We start from the raw sequence: 20,350 nt of genomic DNA, 5'->3' as shown, positions 1-20,350 counted from the left end.
GTACCACTGCGTCGACAACCGCGGAGCGTGGGTAGAATCCTGATAAAAGAAAGGCGCATCCGAGGATGCGCCTTTTCTTAGCAAACGTGTCAGGCGGGAACGTTTGCGACCCGCCTTCAGCGTGCTCGGACCTGGCCAGGCCGGGTCCGGCTGAAAGAGACGACTTAGTTGACGGCGTCTTTCAGGCCTTTGCCAGCCTTGAAGCCTGGAACCTTGGCAGCAGCGATCTTGATGGTCTTGCCAGTTTGCGGGTTACGGCCATCGCGCTCTGCGCGCTCTTTGACCGAGAAGGTACCGAAGCCAACCAGAACGACGTCGTCGCCTGCTTTCAGGGCACCAGTCACGGAGTCAATTACTGCATCCAGCGCGCGGCCGGCTACAGCTTTCGGGATGTCAGCAGATGCGGCGATAGCGTCAATCAGTTCCGACTTGTTCACTCTAAGTCCCCTTATTTCTCTATTGAGTTTGTTTCTAAGTATGTAATGAAAAGCTTATGAAACGTGCGCTGGGTGGCCTGGTGACAATAGCGTGCCGCTTTATAGCAAGGCCCCGAAAATACTGTCAAGGAAAGCCCCCCAGCCAAAAACTACTAATGCGTGCTAATTCGTTCCTTAGCATCGCCGTCGCGCTTTTCATCTTTCGCGACAATCTCAGGAGCCACATCTGGCAAGGGCTCCGGGGCGTATTGCAGCGCAATTTGCAGGACTTCGTCAATCCATTTGACCGGTTTGATCTGCAGATCCTGTTTGATATTTTCCGGAATCTCCTTCAGATCGCGAACATTCTCCTCTGGAATGATCACCGTCTTGATCCCGCCACGGTGTGCCGCCAGCAGTTTTTCCTTCAACCCGCCAATGGCCAATACCTGCCCCCGCAAGGTGATTTCACCGGTCATGGCAACATCTGCACGCACTGGAATCTGCGTCAGCGCCGACACCAGCGCGGTGCACATGCCGATACCCGCGCTCGGGCCATCCTTGGGCGTAGCACCCTCGGGCATGTGGATGTGCACGTCGTGCTTCTCATGGAAGTCGGCGGCAATCCCCAGGCTGCGGGCGCGGCTGCGGACTACGGTTTGCGCGGCGGTGATCGACTCGACCATGACGTCGCCGAGCGAACCGGTCTTGATCAGCTGGCCCTTGCCAGGGATGACCACCGACTCGATGGTCAGCAATTCGCCACCCACCTGGGTCCAGGCAAGGCCGGTCACCTGGCCGATCTGGTCCTGCTGCTCGGCCAGGCCGTAGCGGAACTTGCGCACACCCAACAGGTGCTCGAGCTGCTCACTGGTGACCTTGACCTTGACCTGCTTCTGGCCGGTATGTTCCTTGACGACCTTGCGGCAAACCTTGGCAATTTGCCGCTCAAGGCCACGTACACCGGCTTCGCGGGTGTAGTAACGGATGATGTCGCGGATCGCCGAGGTGTCGATCTCGAGCTCTTCATTCTTCAAACCGTTGGCCTTGACCTGCTTGGGCGTCAGGTATTTGACCGCGATGTTGATCTTCTCGTCCTCGGTGTAACCCGGCAGGCGAATGACTTCCATGCGGTCAAGCAGCGCCGGCGGGATGTTCATCGAGTTCGAGGTGCACAGGAACATCACGTCAGAGAGGTCGTAATCGACCTCCAGATAGTGGTCGTTGAAGTTGTGGTTCTGCTCAGGGTCGAGCACTTCCAGCAGCGCCGAGGCCGGGTCGCCACGCATGTCGCTGCCCATCTTGTCGATCTCGTCGAGCAGGAACAGCGGGTTGCGCACACCCACCTTGGTCATCTTCTGGATCAAGCGGCCTGGCATCGAACCGATGTAGGTCCGACGGTGGCCGCGAATCTCGGCCTCGTCACGCACGCCACCCAAGGCCATGCGCACGAACTTGCGGTTGGTCGCAGCGGCGATCGACTCGGCCAGCGAGGTCTTGCCCACGCCTGGCGGGCCAACCAGGCACAGCACCGGGCCGCGAATTTTCTTCACGCGCTTCTGCACGGCGAGGTATTCGAGGATGCGTTCCTTGACCTCTTCAAGGCCATAATGGTCGGCATCGAGAATTTCCTCAGCCTTGGACAAGTCCAGTCGAACCTTGCTCTGGGCCTTCCACGGCACCTGCACGAGCCAGTCGAGGTAGGTCCGCACCACGGTGGCCTCAGCCGACATCGGCGACATCTGCTTGAGTTTGTTCAGCTCCGCCTGAGCCTTGGCCAGGGCATCTTTCGGCAGGCCAGCGGCTTCAATGCGCTTTTTCAGCTCTTCGACTTCGTTGTGGCCTTCGTCGCCATCGCCGAGCTCTTTCTGAATGGCCTTCATCTGCTCATTCAGGTAGTACTCGCGCTGGCTGCGCTCCATCTGTTTCTTGACCCGGCCACGGATACGCTTCTCGACCTGCAGCAGGTCGATTTCAGCATCCAGCATCGCAAGCACATGCTCGACACGGGTGGACAGATCGACGATCTCGAGAATTTCCTGCTTCTGCTCGATCTTCAGGGCCATGTGTGCGGCCATGGTATCGACCAGGCGCCCAGGCTCCTCGATGCTGTTCAGCGACGACAGCACTTCGGCAGGGACTTTCTTGCCCAACTGCACGTACTGCTCGAACTGCGACAGCAGCGTGCGCACGAAGACTTCCGACTCGCGCTCGGCGGCGTCGGTTTCGTCGATCAGGGAAACTTCGGCACGGATGTGCCCTTCAACTTCGGTAAAGCGCTCGACTGCACCCCGCTGCTCGCCCTCGACCAGCACCTTGACGGTGCCATCAGGCAGCTTCAGCAGTTGCAGCACGGTAGCGACGGTACCGACGCGATACAGGGCGTCTTCGCCCGGATCATCGTCGGCGGGGTTCTTCTGGGCCAGCAGAAGGATCTGCTTCTCGCCAGTCATCGCAGCCTCAAGGGCCTCGATGGACTTCTCACGCCCCACGAACAGTGGGATGACCATGTGCGGATAAACAACGACATCGCGCAATGGCAAAAGAGGCAAGTCGAGGGTGGTCTTCATGATTTCGCCTCTACAGCGGCCTTATGGCCGGAAACCGGTGGAAATGATGCTTGGACCTAATGTGGGGGCACGCCTGGGAAATTACAAGCGCTTGCACAGGAAAAGCAGAAAGGGGCCCGCATGGGCCCCTTTCTTGCTTGCTGCCACCTGACCGACTCAGGCGTCGGGTGCGGCCTTGGCTTGCGGCTCGCTGTTCTCGTAGATCAGCAACGGCTGCGAAGTGCCTTCGATGACGCTCTCGTCGATCACCACTTTGCTGACTTCCTTCTGCGAAGGAATTTCATACATGGTGTCGAGCAGAACGCCCTCGAGGATCGAACGCAGGCCGCGGGCGCCAGTCTTGCGCTCCAGGGCCTTGCGTGCGACGGCCTTGAGCGCATCACTGCGGAACTCAAGGTCAACGCTTTCCATCTCGAACAGCCTGGCGTACTGCTTGGTCAGGGCGTTCTTCGGCTCAGTGAGGATCTGCATCAGCGCAGCCTCGTCCAGCTCGTCGAGGGTTGCCAGAACCGGCAGACGGCCGACGAACTCGGGGATCAGGCCAAACTTGACCAGGTCATCCGGCTCGACTTCACGCAGCGACTCGCCAACCTTCTTGCCCTCTTCCTTGCTGCGTACTTCAGCGCCAAAACCGATGCCACCCTTGGTGGAGCGGTTCTGGATGACCTTTTCCAGGCCTGAGAAGGCGCCACCGCAAATGAACAGGATGTTGCGGGTATCCACCTGCAGGAATTCCTGTTGCGGGTGCTTGCGCCCCCCTTGCGGCGGAACGGAAGCAACGGTGCCTTCGATCAGCTTGAGCAGTGCCTGCTGCACGCCTTCACCCGAAACGTCACGGGTGATCGACGGGTTGTCCGACTTGCGCGAAATCTTGTCGATCTCGTCGATGTAAACAATGCCCATCTGGGCCTTTTCCACATCGTAGTCGCACTTCTGCAGCAGTTTCTGAATGATGTTCTCGACGTCCTCACCCACGTAACCGGCTTCGGTCAGGGTGGTGGCGTCAGCAATGGTGAACGGCACGTTCAACAGGCGAGCCAGGGTTTCGGCGAGCAGGGTCTTGCCCGAGCCTGTAGGCCCGATGAGCAGGATGTTGCTCTTGCCGAGTTCAACCTCGTCACCTTTCTTGTCACGCTGGTTCAGGCGCTTGTAGTGGTTGTACACCGCTACCGAAAGCACCTTCTTGGCGCGCTCCTGACCAATCACATACTGGTCCAGGATGCCGCTGATTTCTTTCGGCGAAGGCAATTTGTGCGCGCTGCTTTCGGCCTGGGCTTCCTGCACCTCCTCTCGGATGATGTCGTTGCACAGGTCGACGCACTCGTCGCAGATAAATACCGAGGGCCCGGCAATCAGTTTGCGCACTTCGTGCTGGCTTTTGCCGCAGAAGGAGCAATAAAGCAATTTGCCGCTGTCCTCGCCGTTACGGGTGTCAGTCATTCGATCGATCCAATCCGGTAGGCTTGCAACACAAGATGAAGGCAATTGCGGGCTTTTTCAAGTCCGCAGGTAGGCGCTTTGGGCGCCTGCCTGCTCTGGCACCTGGGTTCAGGAGGCCAGTTGCCGCTTGTCGTATACCGAGTCGATCAGGCCGTACTCGGCCGCGCGCGAGGCGCTCATGAAATTGTCACGTTCGGTGTCGCGCTTGATGGTCTCCAGATCCTGGCCGGTGTGGTAGGCCAGCAGCTCGTTCAGACGCGCTTTGATGTTGAGGATTTCCTGGGCATGGATCTCGATATCGGTCGCCTGGCCCTGGAAGCCGCCGAGCGGCTGGTGAATCATCACCCGCGAGTTAGGCAGGCAGTGACGCTTGCCCTTGGCACCGGCGGCCAACAGGAAGGCACCCATGCTGCAGGCTTGGCCGATGCAGATGGTCGAGACGTCCGGCTTGATGAATTGCATGGTGTCGTAGATCGACATGCCAGCCGTTACCGAGCCGCCTGGGGAGTTGATGTAAAGATGGATATCCTTGTCCGGGTTTTCCGCCTCAAGGAACAGCATCTGCGCCACTACCAGGTTGGCCATGTAGTCCTCTACCGGGCCGACCAGGAAGATCACTCGCTCCTTCAAAAGGCGCGAGTAGATGTCATAGGCACGTTCGCCACGGGCGGACTGCTCGATAACCATCGGGACCAGGCCGCCTGCGGCCTGGATGTCAGAGCTCTGCTGAATATAAGAATTGCGGGACATGTCCTGCGCTCACTCCCAAATAGTCATGGCTTGAATACGCACAAGCCAGCGCGAAGGCTGGCTTGTGGGGGTTTCCTACGAGAGGGCCGCCTTACTCAGCTTCGGCAGGAGCCTGCGCTGGTTTTACGGCTTCTTCGTACGAGACCGATTTGTCGGTCACAGTCGCTTTCTGCAGAACAGTATCTACAACTTGTTCTTCCAGTACAACCGAACGTACCTCGTTCATCTGCTGGTCGTTTTTGTAGTACCAAGCGATGACCTGCTCAGGCTCCTGGTAAGCCGAAGCCATTTCTTCGATCATTTCGCGAACCTTGCCTTCGTCCGGCTTCAGTTCGAACTGCTTGACCACTTCGGCGACGATCAGGCCCAGCACCACACGGCGCTTGGCTTGCTCTTCGAACAGCTCGGCCGGCAGCTGCTCAGGCTTGATGTTGCCACCGAACTGCTGAACAGCCTGGACGCGCAGGCGGTTGACTTCATTTTCCAGCAGAGCCTTCGGCACTTCGATCGGGTTGGCGGCCAGCAGACCGTCCATGACCTGGTTCTTCACCTTGGTCTTGATCGCCTGACGCAGTTCACGCTCCATGTTCTTGCGAACTTCGGCGCGGAAGCCTTCCAGGGTCGATTCCTTGATGCCGAACTGGGCGAAGAACTCTTCGTTCAGTTCTGGCAGCTGAGGTGCCGAAACGCTGTTGACGGTGATGGTGAACTCGGCAGCTTTGCCAGCCAGGTCCAGGTTCTGGTAATCCTCAGGGAAGGTCACGTTGACAACGCGCTCTTCGCCAGCCTTGGCGCCAACCAGGCCGTCTTCGAAGCCTGGGATCATGCGGCCGGAGCCCAGTACCAGCTGGGTACCCTTGGCCGAACCACCGGCGAAGGCTTCACCGTCGATCTTGCCGACGAAGTCGATGTTGACCTGGTCGTCTTTCTCGGCAGCGCGCTCGACGGCCTCGAAGCGCACGTTCTGCTTGCGCAGCACTTCCAGCATGTTGTCCAGGTCGGCATCAGCCACTTCGGCGCTCAGGCGCTCGACGCTGATCGACTCCAGGCCGGCAACGGCGAACTCTGGGAACACTTCGAAGATGGCGACGAACTCCAGGTCCTTGCCCTTTTCGAAGGACTTCGGCTCTACAGCAGGCGCGCCAGCCGGGTTCAGCTTCTGCTCGACGATGGCTTCGTAGAAGGAAGCCTGGACCAGGTCACCGAAAGCCTCTTGACGGGCATCGGCTTCGAAACGCTGGCGGATCACGCTCATCGGCACTTTGCCTGGGCGGAAGCCCGCGACCTTGGCGCGCTTGGCAGTCTGCTGCAGACGCTTGTTGACTTCGTTCTCGACGCGCTCGGCCGGAACGGCGATGGTCATGCGGCGCTCGAGAGCGGAAGTGTTTTCAACAGAAACTTGCATGGATATTCCTCGTTGCACAGACGTTAGCCGGCGTTAGCCCGACTCCAGAATCAAGGGCAAGCATTCTAGTGAGTCACGCACCAGAAGTCACCCCACCCGGGACGACGGGAAACCACGCCGGTCGATTAGCTTGCAAGGCCCGCACGGCGTATCGCCGGGCCTCTATATATATGCAGGGTGCGCAACGCCGTCGGCGGCACGCAACCGTAATACTTTGTCAAACAACTACAGCCCGCAAAAACGCCCTTATTCAGGGTCGATTTCATTGAACTGGCAGTACTCTTCCCAAGCCATACCCAGCGCTTGGGCCACTTCGCGATGGGTCTCCAGGCGCATGGCCTGAAGTTGCTCGGGGCTTTCGGCGATCAACTGCAGCGCCAGCTCCCAAGGCTGGATGCCCTGCTGGTCGGCGGCATCCTCGAACGCCCATTCGATCTGCTGGGCCTGTTCGCGCGCATCCAGCCCACGGATTTCCTCGAGCAGTTGCGGATTGGCCTCGGCGAAGCGCTGAAGCGCCAGCGCCTGACGGGCTTCTTTTGCAATCATTGGATTAATCCTTTGCTGGCCTAATCCAGCCGGTATTTCAACTGACTGAAATCTATCAGCTTTTATTGGGGTGTCGCCAGAGGATTGCAAGGGCTGTCAGAGGTATTGCGCAGGCCTCAAGAACTGCGCGCCCCTGCAGGAGCCGGCTTGCCGGCGAGGCTGCATAGTTACACGCTCGTACGCATAACGCAGAAACAACAAAGGCGCCTGATCATACAATCAAGGCGCCTTCGAAAATATGGGGTGGACGATGGGAATCGAACCCACGACAACCGGAATCACAATCCGGCGCTCTACCAACTGAGCTACGCCCACCATATTGCGGTGTTACGGTACAACCTTACATAAACATGGTGCGGACGAAGAGACTCGAACTCTTACAGCTTGCGCCGCTGGAACCTAAATCCAGTGTGTCTACCAATTTCACCACGTCCGCATAACGCTTAAAACAAAGGCGCCAGATCTACAATCAAGGCGCCTCTGAAGAATATGGGGTGGACGATGGGAATCGAACCCACGACAACCGGAATCACAATCCGGCGCTCTACCAACTGAGCTACGCCCACCATATCGCTTTACTGCCTCACTTGCTTGCCCAAGCTGCCTAATGGCGCACCCGGCAGGACTCGAACCTGCGACCATCCGCTTAGAAGGCGGATGCTCTATCCAGCTGAGCTACGGGCGCATAAGCGTAAAGCCTAACCGAACGAGCAATACTAAAACCACTCATTCTGCCCGACTTCGCCAACCAGTGCTAGGCTGTGCCCGACAAGTGCGGCGAATCTTATAGGCGACCCGTATAAGCGTCAACACCTTTCTATAAAAAATTTAAATTATTTAAGGGGTTAGGGCATTTGCCCGACCACCCGCCTTTGCCCTCGGGCCGTGTCGTGCGAGAATGCGCCCTCTTTATTGTTCCTTTCTCGATGGTTAATCACGCGTCTATGACTGCACACCTAATCGATGGCAAGGCGATCGCCGCCAACCTGCGCAAGCAGATCGCTCAACGTGTCGAGGAGCGTCGCCAGCAAGGCCTGCGCACGCCGGGCCTGGCGGTGATCCTGGTCGGCACCGACCCCGCCTCCCAAGTCTATGTCTCGCACAAGCGCAAGGACTGCGAAGAGGTCGGTTTCATTTCGCAGGCCTTCGATCTGCCCAGCGAAACCACGCAGCAAGCCCTGACCGAGCTGATCGACCGCCTCAACGACGACCCGGCAGTGGACGGCATCCTGCTGCAACTGCCGCTGCCTGCACACCTGGATGCATCGCTGCTGCTCGAGCGCATCCGTCCGGACAAGGACGTCGATGGCTTCCACCCGTATAACATCGGTCGCCTGGCCCAGCGTATTCCGCTGCTGCGCCCGTGCACCCCTAAAGGCATCATGACCCTGCTCGAAAGCACCGGTCAGGACCTGTACGGCATGGACGCCGTGATCGTCGGCGCTTCCAACATCGTTGGCCGCCCGATGGCCATGGAGCTGCTGCTGGCCGGCTGCACCGTGACCGTCTGCCACCGCTTCACCAAGGACCTGGCCGGTCATGTCGGCCGTGCCGACCTGGTGGTCGTGGCTGCCGGCAAGCCGGGGCTGGTCAAGGGTGAGTGGGTCAAGGAAGGCGCCATCGTCATCGACGTGGGCATCAACCGCCAGGAAGACGGCAAGCTGGTCGGCGATGTGGTCTACGAGACCGCCCTGCCCCGCGCGGGCTGGATCACGCCGGTGCCGGGCGGCGTAGGGCCGATGACCCGGGCCTGCCTGCTGGAAAACACGCTGTATGCGGCAGAAGAGCTGCATAAGTAAGCTTGCGTGAAATGAAAACGGCACCTCTGGCAGGTGCCGTTTTTTTGCCTTGGATTCAGCAGCTTGCCGACGATGAACCCATTTGGGTCCCTAGCCGGTCACTTGCGCGCCGCCTCCCACGATTTCAGCAGCTCGTCATAGCTGACCGTCTCGCCCTTGGGCTTCTCGTTGGCCAGTTTCGGTTTTGGCGCCCCCGGCTGGTCGAACCAGTACTGTGCGTCTTTTTCAGGGTTCAGCTTAGGCGCGCAGGTGGCCTGGGCATTGGAGCGCTGCAACCGCTCCATCATGCGGTCCTGATCGCGGGCCAAGCCATCCAGCGCTTCTTGCGGCGTTTTCTCGCCGCTGGCCACTTCGGCGATATGGCTCCACCACAGTTGTGCCAGGCGAGGATAGTCCGGCACGTTGGTCCCGGTCGGGGTCCATTGCACCCGTGCCGGGCTACGATAGAACTCCACCAGCCCGCCAAGCTTGGGCGCCAGGTCGGTCATGGCCTGGGAGTTGATGTCCGACTCGCGGATCGGCGTCAGGCCAACGATGGTCTTTTTCAACGACACGGTCTTGGAGGTGACGAACTGGGCGTATAGCCAAGCGGCCAGGCGCTGCTTCTCGGGGGTGGACTTGAAGAAGGTCCAGGAGCCGGTGTCCTGATAGCCCAGCTTCATCCCCTCCTCCCAGTATGGCCCCTTGGGCGAGGGCGCCATGCGCCACTTCGGCGTGCCGTCAGCGTTGACCACCGGCAGCCCCGGCTTGGTCATGTCGGCGGTAAAGGCGGTGTACCAGAAGATCTGCTGGGCGATGTTGCCTTGCGCAGGCACCGGGCCGGCCTCGGAGAAGGTCATGCCTTGCGCTTCCTTGGGCGCATAGGCGCGCATCCAGTCGACGTACTTCTGCGTGGCATAGACGGCCGCCGGGCCATTGGTGTCGCCGCCACGGGTCACGCTGGACCCTACCGGGTGGCAATCCTCCACGCGGATGCCCCACTCGTCCACTGGCAAGCCATTGGGCAGCCCTTTGTCGCCACCACCGGCCATGGAGAACCAGGCATCGGTGAAGCGCCACCCCAGCGAAGGGTCCTTCTTGCCATAGTCCATGTGGCCATAGACGCGCTTGCCATCGATTTCCTTGACGTCTTCGGTGAAGAATTTGGCGATGTCCTCATAGGCGGACCAGTTCACCGGCACGCCCAGCTCGTAACCGTACTTTTCCTTGAACCTGGCCTTGAGCTCGGGCCGCTCGAACCAGTCGGCGCGGAACCAGTACAGGTTGGCGAACTGCTGGTCGGGCAACTGATAAACCTTGCCATCCGGCGCGGTGGTGAACGAAATGCCAATGAAGTCCTTCAGGTCCAGGGTCGGCGAGGTGTAGTCCTTGCCTTCGTTGGCCATCAGATCAGTGATCGACTCCACCTTGCCGTAGCGAAAGTGCGTACCGATCAGGTCGGAGTCGTTGACCCAGCCGTCGTAGATGTTCTTGTCCGACTGCATCTGCGTCTGCAGCTTCTCCACCACGTCGCCTTCCTGCAGCAGGTCGTGGGTCAGCTGGATCCCGGTGATCTCGCTGAAGGCCTTGGCCAGCACCTTGGACTCGTACTCATGGGTGGTGATGGTTTCCGACACCACATTGATCTTCATCCCGCGAAACGGCTCGGCGGCCTTGATGAACCACTTGAGTTCGGCCAACTGCTGCTCCGGCGTCAGGGTCGACGGTTTGAACTCGCTGGTGATCCATTTCGACGCCGCATCCTCGTACTGGTCGGCCCACGCCGCACCGTGTACGCCCGCCAGTACCAGCATCGCGGCCAGGGTCAAATGTCGCCGGTTGTGTTTGTTATGGAACATTGTGCTCTCCCGTTTGAGTTATTCCCCGGAGCCGTCGCTCAGCCCCAGCGCAGCACCACCACGAGCCAGCCCAGCGACAGCAGCGAGGCCACCCATAAAGGCCAGTCGCTGACCCCGACTACCAGCAAGTGCAGGTAGGCGCTGACCAACAGGCCGATGAACAACCGGTCGCCACGGCTGGTGACGATCGGCAGAAAGCCGCGCCGCTCCACACAGGGGCGGCGCAGTTCGCACAGGGTCATGCACAGCAGCAGTACGCCGACGACGGCGAAGAACAGCGCCGTGGGCAAGGTCCAGGCCATCCACTCCATGCGTTGCCCTCCTCACACCCGGCCCAGGGCAAAACCCTTGGCCACATGGTTGCGAACGAACCAGATCACCAGCATGCCTGGCAGGATGGTCAACACCCCTGCCGCCGCCAGCACGCCCCAGTCGATGCCCGAAGCAGACACCGTGCGGGTCATCACGGCGGCAATCGGCTTGGCGTTCACCGAAGTCAGGGTGCGCGCCAGCAACAGTTCGACCCAGGAAAACATGAAGCAGAAAAACGCCGTCACGCCGATGCCGGAGCCGATCAGCGGAATGAAAATTTTCACGAAGAAACGCGGGAAGCTGTAACCATCGATGTAGGCGGTTTCATCAATCTCCTTCGGCACGCCCGACATGAACCCCTCGAGAATCCACACTGCCAGCGGCACGTTGAACAGGCAGTGGGCCAGGGCAACGGCAATGTGCGTATCGAACAGGCCGATGGACGAATAGAGCTGAAAGAACGGCAGCAGAAACACCGCAGGTGGGGCCATACGGTTGGTCAGCAACCAGAAGAACAGGTGGCGGTCACCGAGGAAGCGGTAGCGCGAGAAGGCATAGGCCGCCGGCAGCGCCACCAGCAGCGAAATCAGCGTGTTCAGGCACACGTAGTACAGCGAGTTGATGTAGCCGCTGTACCAGCTGGCATCGGTGAAGATCACCCGGTAGTTGTCGAGGGTGAACGCCTGCGGCCACAGGGCGAGGCCACCGAGTATCTCGGTGTTGCTCTTGAACGACATGTTCAGCAGCCAGTAGATCGGCACCAGCAGGAAGAAGAAGTACAGCAGCAGGGCCAGCGTCTTGCGTGTACTCATGGCCTAGTCCTTGTCGGCGTGGGTCATGGCGGTATAGAACAGCCACGACACCAGCAGAATGATCAGGAAATACACCAGCGAGAACGCCGCCGCCGGGCCCAGGTCGAACTGCCCGACCGCCATGCGGGTCAACGTCTGACTGAGGAAGGTAGTGGCGTTACCCGGCCCGCCTCCGGTGAGCACGAACGGCTCGGTGTAGATCATGAAGCTGTCCATGAAGCGCAGCATCACCGCGATCAGCAGCACGTTCTTGAGCTTGGGCAACTGGATATGCCGGAACACCGCCCAGCCCGATGCCCGGTCGATGCGAGCGGCCTGGTAGTACACGTCGGGGATGGCGCGCAGGCCCGAGTAGCACAGCAGCGCCACCAGTGATGTCCAGTGCCAGACGTCCATCACCAGCACGGTGAGCCAGGCGTCGAACGGGTCGCCGGCATAGTTGTAGCTGACGCCAAGCTTGGCCAGCGTGGCACCGAGCAGGCCGATATCGGCGCGGCCAAAGATCTGCCAGATGGTGCCGACCACATTCCACGGGATCAGCAGCGGGATGGCCATGACGATCAGGCATACCGAAGCCAGGCGCCCCTTGGTCGGCATGGTCAGGGCGATGCCGATGCCCAGCGGAATTTCGATCAGCAGCACGCAGGCGGAATAGATGAATTGGCGCAGCAAGGCATCGTGCAATGCCGGGTCGCGCAACACCTGGCGGTACCAGTCGGCGCCGACGAAGTAGCGGCTGGACTGGTCGAAAATGTCCTGCACCGAATAGTTGACCACCGTCATCATCGGCATCACGGCACTGAACGCCACCAGCAGGAACACCGGCAGCACCAGCCACCAGGCCTTGTTGTTCGGCACCTTGTTCATGGCACGGCCTCCAGCAGCAGATCGTCGACGTACAGCAGCAGCCACTGCGTCGGCAGGCTGACCCAGGCATGTGCCACCGGCACCGGGCGATCTTCTGCCAGGCGCGCCTTGAGCGCCACGCCGCCAAGCACCAGGGTGACGATGCGATAGGTGCCCAGGTCCTCGACGTCCAGCACTCGCGCAGGCAAGGCGCCCTCGAATGGGCTGTCCCACAGTTGCACGAACTCCGGGCGAATGCCCACTTGCAGGCGCCCGCCGCGCGTGCCCGCCAAGCGTTCGCGCAGGCCGTCGGGCAGTATCAGGTGCACATCGCCGAACGCGACCCCCGCCGCGTCGGCGCGCACGTCGATCAGGTTCATCCCCGGGCTGCCGATGAAGTAGCCGACAAAGGTATGCCGTGGCCGCTCGAACAGCTCACGCGGGGTGCCGAACTGGACGATGCGCCCGCCATGCATCACCGCGATCTTGTCGGCGAAGGTCGAAGCCTCCAGTTGATCGTGGGTCACGTAGATCATGGTGATGTTGAACTGCTCATGGATCTGCTTGAGCTTGCGCCGCAACTTCCATTTCAGGTGCGGGTCGATCACCGTCAACGGCTCGTCGAAAAGGATGGCCGAGACGTCATCGCGCACCAGGCCACGGCCCATGGACACTTTCTGCTTTTCGTCGGCGCTGAGGTTGCGCGCCTTTTTCTTCAGCACTGCGCCCAGGTCGAGCACTTCGGCGATTTCCTCGACCCGCGTGCGCACCCTGGCTTCGTCCAGGCCCTGGTTGCGCAAAGGGAACGCCAGGTTGTCGAACACCGTCATGGTGTCGTACACCACCGGGAACTGAAACACCTGGGCAATGTTGCGCTGCTGCGGCGAAAGGTCATTGACCGGCTTGCCGTCGAACAGCACCTGGCCATGGGAGGGCGTGAGCAGCCCCGAGATGATGTTCAGCAAGGTCGACTTGCCACACCCGGAAGGCCCGAGCAACGCATAAGCGCCGCCCTGCTCCCACACGTGCTCCAGTTGATGCAGTGCGTAGTCGCCCTCGGTGGCGGGTTGTCGGCTATAGCTGTGCGCCAGTTGGCGCAGGCGGATTTCGGCCATCAGGCGCTCCTTGCCTGGCGCAGGCCCGGTGCCTGTACCAGTGCCCCGGCGCTGTCGAAGACGAACAGCTTGTGGGTGGGTATGAAGACACGGATCGGCGTATCCACCTGATACTCGTGCACCCCCGGCAGGTGCAGGACCATCGGCCAGTGCTCGTTACGCACGTGCAGAAATGTCTCGGAACCGCTGATCTCGGCCAGTTCCACCCGCACCGCCAGTTCCAGGTCGTCATCGTGCGCCGGCACCAGGGTGAGGTGGCTGGGGCGCACGCCAAAGCGGTAAACGCCGTCGCCCAGGCGGTGCAGGTCGACATTGCGGGCGAAGTGCACGGCCTGAGCCAGGCTCACCTCATTGCCATTGATACGCCCCGGTATCAGGTTGATCGGCGGCTCGCTGAACAACTCGGCGGCCAGCACGCTGCCGGGCCGCTGGTAGACCTCGGCCGTCGGCCCGCTCTGGACGATTCGCCCCTCGTGCACCAGGGTGGTGGTGCCGCCCAGTGCCAGCGCTTCGTTGGGCTCGGTGGTGGCATACACGGCAATGCAGTTGCGCGCGGCGAACAACTCGCGCAGCTCCTGGCGCAGCCCTTCGCGCAGCTTGTAGTCGAGGTTGACCAGCGGCTCATCGAACAGGATCAACCCGGCATCCTTGACCAGCGCCCTGGCCATCGCCGTGCGCTGCTGCTGGCCGCCAGACAGCTCCAACGGCAAGCGTTGCAGGTAGGGTTCGATACGCAGCATTTCGGCAGTTTCCTGCACGCGCCGACGGATGTCCGGCTCGGCCAGGCGCGCCTGGCGCAGGGGTGAGGCGATGTTCTCGTACACGCTCAGGGTCGGGTAATTGATGAACTGCTGATACACCATCGACACATTGCGCCGGCGCACCGGCACGCCAGTGACATCTTCACCCGCCATCAGCACGCGGCCACGGTCGGGGCGGTCGAGCCCGGCCATCAGGCGCATGAGGCTGGTCTTGCCGGCCAGGGTCCGGCCAAGCAGCACGTTGAACGAGCCAGGCTCGAACTGCAGGGACGCGTCGATGATCCAGGGCTGGTTATCGACGCTGCGGCTGACCTGTTCCAGCACCAGAGACATGGCAGGACCTTGTTATTGTGGTTGTCCGGCACAGACAGCCAGTTCCGTGCCAGTTCCACTCTGGCCCTCTGGCCTGCGGCTTTGACGGTGCCGACAAGCCAGCAGCGATTCACAACTGAACACTTTCGCTGAACACCTGAACAGTGGCGGGTTTGACAATGAACAACGGTGGACGACACTCAACAGCGGTCGGCTGATAACAACAATCACACAGGACAGGCCCATGGCCACCGCCACTTCGACCCATGCCCAACTGATCCAGGCCTCCTGGGCGCGCTGCCGCGATCACGGCCTGCAGCCACAGAGCGCCCCCGACTTCGATTGCCTGACCAAGGCCGAACTCAGCGCCCTGCTGGAGCGGCGCCAGGCACTGTTGCAACACACCCGCGATGGCGTGCTGCCGCAGTACGCGCACCTGCTGGGCAATGCCAGCTACCTGGTGATGCTCGCCGACGCCAACGGCTGCCTGCTCGAGACCTGGGGTTCGCGACGCTTCGTCTGCCCCCAGCACCAGCACGGTTTCAGCGCCGGCGCCCACTGGCACGAACGGGGCGTGGGCACCAATGCGCTGGGTACCGCGCTGGTCTGCGCCGAGCCCGTCCATGTTGGCCAGGACGAACACTTCCTGCGCCAGAACCGCTACATGTCCAGCGCCGCAGCCCCGCTGTACGATGCCCAGCGGCAACTGGTCGGGGTACTCGACGTGGCCAGCGACGGCTACCTGCCAGCCACCCAGACCCTCGGCCTGGTACGCATGATGGGCCAAAGCCTGGAGAATCGCCTGATCCTTGCGCAGCATGCCGAGCAGCACGCGCAGTTGCTGTTCAACAGCGCTTGCGACAACCTCGACAGCCCTTGGGCCGGGCTGCTGGTATTCGATGAGCGTGGCCAGGTACTCGCCGCCAATCATCGAGCCGACAGCCTGCTGGGCGGCAACCCGCTGCAGCAGAACGTCGAACAACTGTTCCAGATCCCCTTCAACCAGTTGCTTGCCCACCCCCAGCAACAACCATTCGCTTTGCAGGCAGCCGGGCGCAACCGCTTCCACTGCCAGTGGCAAGCACCCCGGCAAAGCCCCCCACGCTCAACACTTCACAGTGGCGATCCACGCATGGAAAAGGCCTTGGCCCAGGCCAGCTTGATGCTGGAAAAAGACATCCCGCTGCTGGTCCAGGGTGAAACCGGCGTCGGCAAAGAAGTCTTCGTCCAGACCCTGCACCGCGCCAGCAGCCGTGCCCGCCAGCCGTTGATCGCGGTCAACTGTGCGGCGATCCCGGCAGAGCTGGTGGAATCGGAGTTGTTCGGTTATGACAAAGGCGCCTTCACCGGCGCTCATCACAAGGGCAACCCCGGGCTGATCCGCAAGGCCGACCAGGGTATCCTGTTCCTCGACGAAATCGGCGACATGCCGCTGCCGACCCAGGCCCGCCTGCTGCGCGTGCTGCAATCGCGCAGCATTCAGCCTCTGGGCAGCGGCGAACCGGTAGCGGTGAATATCCGCGTAGTGTCGGCAAGCAATCGGGACCTGGCCGAAGAGGTGCGTGCGGGGCGCTTTCGCCAGGACCTCTACTACCGCATCGCCGCAATGGCGGTCGTGTTGCCGGCGCTGCGCGAGCGCACTGACAGGCGAGCATTGATCGAGCACATCCACGCACGTTATCGCGACCCTCACCAACCCCAGCGCTTGGGGCAGCCTATCCTTGAGCTGCTTGATCGCCACCCCTGGCCGGGCAATGTGCGCGAGCTGGTGAGTGTGATGCAGGTGGCCCTGGCGTTGGCAGGCGATGGGCCGGTCGGCGTCGAACATCTGCCCGCCGGCTTTCTGGCTGAAGCACAAGGATGCGCGGTGGCGAGCGACTGCAGTGACGATGAGGCGGACCTGCAAAGCCTGCTGAAACGGGCCAATGGCAACCTCTCGGCCGTGGCCCGGAGCCTGGGGATCAGCCGAACGACACTGTATAAACGCCTTCGCGAGCAATGACCGGGGGCCGACAGCCGATTCGGCTGCCCGGGCCCTGAAGTCAGCCGGACCCGCTGCCCGCACCGCCTTTTTCGGCCGGCATTCCCGCCCTGATCGCCCGACAATATCCCTACAGCCCAACCCGCAAGTTGCAGGGAGATGCCATGACCCGTTTCATCGATGTGCAAGACCTCGCCCGCCTGGTCAACCGCAAAGGCCTGGCCACCTGCCTGGTGGAGATGGCCGAGTACATCCGTCAGGACTACCTGCGCTGGGACGATTTCGAGAAGTGCCCGCGCCTGGCCAATCATTCGGCGGACGGCGTGATCGAACTGATGCCGGTTTCCGACTCCAGCCGGTATGCCTTCAAGTATGTCAACGGCCACCCGAAGAACACCCGCCTCGGCCTGCCCACGGTGATGGCCTTTGGCGCCTTGAGCGACGTTGGCTCCGGTGCGCCGCTGCTGCTCAGCGAGATGACCCTGACCACAGCGATGCGTACCGCCGCCACTTCGGCCCTCGCCGCCCGCTACCTGGCGCGTGAAGACAGCCGCAGCATGGCGCTGATCGGCAACGGTTCGCAAAGCGAATTCCAGGCCATCGCCTTCAAGACCCTGCTGGGCATCGACGAGATCCGCCTGTTCGACATCGACCCTGCAGCCACGGCGAAGCTGGTGGCCAACCTGGCGGGCCGCCCAGGGCTCAAGGTGAGCGTCGCCCACAGCGTCGCCGAAGCCGTGCGCGGTGCCGATATCGTCACCACGGTCACGGCAGACAAGACCTACGCGACCATCCTCACGCCGGACATGATCGAACCGGGCGTGCACCTGAACGCCGTGGGCGGCGACTGCCCGGGCAAGACCGAGCTGCACCGCGCCATCGTCGAGCGGGCCCGGGTGATCGTTGAGTACGAGCCGCAAAGCCGGGTCGAAGGCGAAATCCAGCAAATGCCGGCCGATTCGCCGGTCTTCCCATTCTGGCAGGTGGTCGCAGGCCTTGTTCAGGGCCGTGAAAACGCCGACCAGGTGACCCTGTTCGATTCGGTAGGTTTTGCGCTGGAAGATTATTCGGCACTGCGCTACGTGCTCGATACAGCGCTCACATTAGGGATCGGCCAGGATATCGGGCTGGTGCCGGTGCTGGAAAACCCCAAGGACTTGTATGCACTGCTGCAGCCTCGGGTGGTGGCGGTTCGTTCAGTGCACCGGGCCGACAGCGCCTGCGCCTGACGGACCTTGGGCTGCTGCGCAGCCCAATCGCCGGCGCGTGAGGACGATCACCCGATAACCGCCTAACCTGTCCATGCCCCGCCTTGAAAAAAGAAGCACCGCGCATGGACACCAAGGACGCCACCTCTGCCCCGCTGGACCGCATCGACCAAGCCATCATCGACATACTGCGCGTCGATGGCCGCATCACCTTCGAAAAGCTCTCGACCCTGGTGCATCTTACTCCGCGCCCCTGCCTGGAACGCGTACGCAAGCTGGAACGGCGCGGCGTGATCCGCGGTTATGGCGCAATCATCGACCCGCAGAAGCTCGCACCAGGGCTGTCACTGCTGGTACTCGTAGCCCTTTCCAACCTGCGCGGGCGGTCCGCACAAAAGGCGTTCGAGGCAACCATGCTGGCCTGCCCTGACGTTCATGAATGCCAACTGATCAGTGGCCATTTCGACTACAGCTTGCGCGTGCGCTGTCGCGACATGGAGCACTATCGGGTGCTGAGCGAAAGCTGGATGAACGACGACGCCCTGCACATCGACAAGCTGGTGGCCCACCCTGAACTGGCTTCGGTCAAGAGCATCGCCCCGCAGCCCTGATCGGGCAAGAAGTTGGCAGGCCGATTGCTAACACCCTGCAGGTATTGGCAAATGCCGGCCAACGGCGCATCACCTCAATCTGCAGCACGCACCGAACTAGAGCCTGGCAAGCCGAAATGCCCCACAACTGGTCAGACCGGTAAGGCCAAAAAACCTTGCATATTCGGATTTTTCGCGCTTTTATGACTTCGCGCTGAACAAACCGGTAAGACCACAAAAATAAATAAGTCCTGCGCTCTTTCGCCCCGTGCGGCACCGAAGCAAGGACACCGATCAGAGATCACTCCCATGCTCAAATGGTGCTCGCGTTCGATCTTCCTGCAAGTTGTGCTCGGCCTTGCCCTCGGCATCGCCTGCGGCCTCAGTTTTCCCGACCTTTCCCTGCAGCTCAAACCCCTCGGCGACGGCTTCATCAAGCTGATCAAGATGCTTATCGGCCTGATCGTCTTCTGCGTGGTGGTCAGCGGCATTTCCGGTGCCGGCGATCTGAAGAAAGTCGGGCGCATCGGCCTGAAATCGGTGATCTACTTTGAAGTGTTGACCACCATCGCCCTGGTGATCGGACTGGTGTTCGCCTTTACCAGCGGCATCGGCAGCGGCGCCAACATCCACCTGGATCAGCTTTCTGCTGCCGACGCCAGCGGCCTGGCCGAGCGCGGCCAGCATATCCATGGCGCCACCGCGTTCTTCATGGACCTGATCCCCACCTCCGTGGTGGGCGCCTTCGCCGACAACAACATCCTTCAAGTCTTGCTGTTCTCGGTGCTGTTCGGCAGCGCGCTGAACCTGGTGGGTGACTCGGCCGCCGGTATTTCGCGGTTGATCAACGAACTCAGCCACGTGATTTTTCGCATCATGGGCATGATCGTGCGCCTGGCGCCGATCGGCGTCTTCGGCGCCATCGCCTTCACCACCAGCAAATATGGCCTGGAGTCGCTGCAGCACCTGGGTGGCCTGGTAGCGTTGTTCTACCTGACCTGTGCGGGCTTCGTGCTGATCATCCTGGGCACCGTGATGCGCGTGTCGGGGCTCAAGTTGCTGCCTTTCATCAAGTACTTGCGCGAAGAGTTGACCATCGTCCTGGGCACCGCTTCCTCCGATGCCGTATTGCCGCAGATCATGCGCAAGCTCGAGCACCTGGGCATTGGCAGCTCCACCGTTGGCCTGGTGATCCCGACCGGCTACTCGTTCAACCTTGACGGCTTCTCCATCTACCTGACCCTGGCCATCGTGTTCATCGCCAACGCCACCGGTACGCCGCTGGCGATGACCGACCTGCTGACCATCCTGCTGGTGTCACTGGTGACGTCCAAAGGCGCTCACGGCATCCCAGGCTCGGCACTGGTGATCCTCGCCGCCACCCTCACCGCCGTGCCGGCGATCCCGGTGGTAGGCCTGGTACTGGTACTGGCAGTGGACTGGTTCATGGGCATCGGCCGGGCGCTGACCAACCTGATCGGCAACTGCGTGGCTACCGTGGCCATTGCCCGCTGGGAAAAAGACATCGATCTGGAGCGTGCGCAGAACGTGCTCGATGGCAAACCCGGCTTTGCCCATGCACCGCGCAAGCAGCCCAACGCCCATCAACAGGAATTCTGAGCCCACGTGGCCGGCGCTGACGCCGGCCC

The 20,350-nt window shown here is 61.3% G+C and carries 17 protein-coding genes and 4 tRNA genes; 5 read left to right on the top strand and 16 right to left on the bottom strand.

What is annotated here, in order from left to right:
• Positions 1-164: 164 nt before the first annotated feature.
• The 10 genes from ACMGF5_RS17370 to ACMGF5_RS17325 form a co-directional block, all read right to left on the bottom strand.
• Positions 165-437 carry an HU family DNA-binding protein gene (locus ACMGF5_RS17370; protein ID WP_012313647.1) on the bottom strand — a complete coding sequence of 91 codons (273 nt, stop codon included), beginning with the start codon at positions 435-437 and terminating at the stop codon, positions 165-167.
• Positions 438-589: 152 nt separating this feature from the next.
• A complete protein-coding gene (gene lon / locus ACMGF5_RS17365; protein ID WP_174141616.1) occupies positions 590-2,986 on the bottom strand; it encodes an endopeptidase La in 2,397 nt (798 codons plus the stop codon).
• 156 nt (positions 2,987-3,142) lie between these two features.
• The gene (gene clpX, locus ACMGF5_RS17360) at positions 3,143-4,426 is read right to left on the bottom strand and encodes an ATP-dependent Clp protease ATP-binding subunit ClpX (RefSeq protein ID WP_012313645.1); all 1,284 of its coding nucleotides are present in this window, start codon (positions 4,424-4,426) and stop codon (positions 3,143-3,145) included.
• A 108-nt stretch (positions 4,427-4,534) separates the two neighbouring features.
• Entirely contained in the window at positions 4,535-5,176 is a 642-nt protein-coding gene (clpP, locus tag ACMGF5_RS17355) for an ATP-dependent Clp endopeptidase proteolytic subunit ClpP (RefSeq protein ID WP_009683825.1), read from the bottom strand.
• 91 nt (positions 5,177-5,267) lie between these two features.
• Positions 5,268-6,581 carry a trigger factor gene (tig, locus tag ACMGF5_RS17350; protein ID WP_046787929.1) on the bottom strand — a complete coding sequence of 438 codons (1,314 nt, stop codon included), beginning with the start codon at positions 6,579-6,581 and terminating at the stop codon, positions 5,268-5,270.
• Between the two features lie 246 nt (positions 6,582-6,827).
• Positions 6,828-7,127: a DUF6388 family protein gene (locus tag ACMGF5_RS17345; RefSeq protein WP_046787928.1), complete on the bottom strand. Its 300-nt coding sequence runs from the start codon at positions 7,125-7,127 to the stop codon at positions 6,828-6,830.
• 239 nt (positions 7,128-7,366) lie between these two features.
• Positions 7,367-7,442: transfer RNA gene (locus ACMGF5_RS17340), tRNA-His, on the bottom strand.
• A 36-nt stretch (positions 7,443-7,478) separates the two neighbouring features.
• Positions 7,479-7,563 (bottom strand) — tRNA-Leu (locus ACMGF5_RS17335).
• A 54-nt stretch (positions 7,564-7,617) separates the two neighbouring features.
• Positions 7,618-7,693 (bottom strand) — tRNA-His (locus ACMGF5_RS17330).
• A 42-nt stretch (positions 7,694-7,735) separates the two neighbouring features.
• Positions 7,736-7,812 (bottom strand) — tRNA-Arg (locus ACMGF5_RS17325).
• Positions 7,813-8,071: 259 nt separating this feature from the next.
• On the opposite strand from ACMGF5_RS17325, the gene folD reads away from it, so the two are divergent.
• On the top strand, positions 8,072-8,926 hold the full coding sequence (gene folD / locus ACMGF5_RS17320) for a bifunctional methylenetetrahydrofolate dehydrogenase/methenyltetrahydrofolate cyclohydrolase FolD (RefSeq protein ID WP_039603436.1): 855 nt from the start codon (positions 8,072-8,074) through the stop codon (positions 8,924-8,926).
• Positions 8,927-9,024: 98 nt separating this feature from the next.
• Here the strand turns inward: folD and ACMGF5_RS17315 are convergent, their stop codons facing one another.
• Genes ACMGF5_RS17315 through ACMGF5_RS17290 form a run of 6 tightly spaced genes read right to left on the bottom strand, consistent with a single transcriptional unit; the run spans position 9,025 to position 14,943 of the window.
• The gene (locus tag ACMGF5_RS17315) at positions 9,025-10,764 is read right to left on the bottom strand and encodes an ABC transporter substrate-binding protein (RefSeq protein ID WP_119688604.1); all 1,740 of its coding nucleotides are present in this window, start codon (positions 10,762-10,764) and stop codon (positions 9,025-9,027) included.
• Positions 10,765-10,802: 38 nt separating this feature from the next.
• Positions 10,803-11,075 (bottom strand): DUF2160 domain-containing protein, encoded by a 273-nt coding sequence (locus tag ACMGF5_RS17310; RefSeq protein ID WP_119688603.1) that lies wholly within the window; start codon positions 11,073-11,075, stop codon positions 10,803-10,805.
• Between the two features lie 12 nt (positions 11,076-11,087).
• The gene (locus ACMGF5_RS17305) at positions 11,088-11,888 is read right to left on the bottom strand and encodes a carbohydrate ABC transporter permease (RefSeq protein ID WP_237859934.1); all 801 of its coding nucleotides are present in this window, start codon (positions 11,886-11,888) and stop codon (positions 11,088-11,090) included.
• Positions 11,889-11,891: 3 nt separating this feature from the next.
• Positions 11,892-12,755 carry a carbohydrate ABC transporter permease gene (locus ACMGF5_RS17300; RefSeq protein ID WP_039603432.1) on the bottom strand — a complete coding sequence of 288 codons (864 nt, stop codon included), beginning with the start codon at positions 12,753-12,755 and terminating at the stop codon, positions 11,892-11,894.
• Entirely contained in the window at positions 12,752-13,849 is a 1,098-nt protein-coding gene (locus tag ACMGF5_RS17295) for an ABC transporter ATP-binding protein (RefSeq protein WP_174141615.1), read from the bottom strand. Before ACMGF5_RS17295 ends, ACMGF5_RS17300 begins: the two co-directional genes overlap by 4 nt.
• Positions 13,849-14,943 (bottom strand): ABC transporter ATP-binding protein, encoded by a 1,095-nt coding sequence (locus tag ACMGF5_RS17290; protein ID WP_119688601.1) that lies wholly within the window; start codon positions 14,941-14,943, stop codon positions 13,849-13,851. The genes ACMGF5_RS17295 and ACMGF5_RS17290 overlap by 1 nt, the downstream gene beginning before the upstream one ends.
• A 223-nt stretch (positions 14,944-15,166) precedes the next feature.
• Here ACMGF5_RS17290 and ACMGF5_RS17285 point away from each other — a divergent pair, with 223 nt between their 5' ends.
• The 4 genes from ACMGF5_RS17285 (at position 15,167) to ACMGF5_RS17270 (ending at position 20,321) form a co-directional block, all read left to right on the top strand.
• Positions 15,167-16,924, top strand: a complete 1,758-nt coding sequence (locus tag ACMGF5_RS17285; protein WP_414157001.1) for a sigma-54-dependent Fis family transcriptional regulator — start codon at positions 15,167-15,169, stop codon at positions 16,922-16,924.
• Between the two features lie 143 nt (positions 16,925-17,067).
• The gene (locus ACMGF5_RS17280) at positions 17,068-18,132 is read left to right on the top strand and encodes an ornithine cyclodeaminase (protein ID WP_046787922.1); all 1,065 of its coding nucleotides are present in this window, start codon (positions 17,068-17,070) and stop codon (positions 18,130-18,132) included.
• A gap of 104 nt (positions 18,133-18,236) precedes the next feature.
• Complete coding sequence (locus ACMGF5_RS17275) at positions 18,237-18,722, top strand: Lrp/AsnC family transcriptional regulator (protein ID WP_251962200.1); 486 nt, start codon at positions 18,237-18,239, stop codon at positions 18,720-18,722.
• A 288-nt stretch (positions 18,723-19,010) separates the two neighbouring features.
• Positions 19,011-20,321 (top strand): C4-dicarboxylate transporter DctA, encoded by a 1,311-nt coding sequence (locus tag ACMGF5_RS17270; protein WP_046787920.1) that lies wholly within the window; start codon positions 19,011-19,013, stop codon positions 20,319-20,321.
• Positions 20,322-20,350 lie beyond the last annotated feature (29 nt).

The sequence above is a fragment of the Pseudomonas sp. BNK-15 genome (genome assembly GCF_047456105.1).
GTDB lineage: Bacteria > Pseudomonadota > Gammaproteobacteria > Pseudomonadales > Pseudomonadaceae > Aquipseudomonas > Aquipseudomonas putida_E.
Note: the sequence above shows the minus strand (reverse complement) of the source record. Positions and strands in the feature narration are given on the sequence as shown.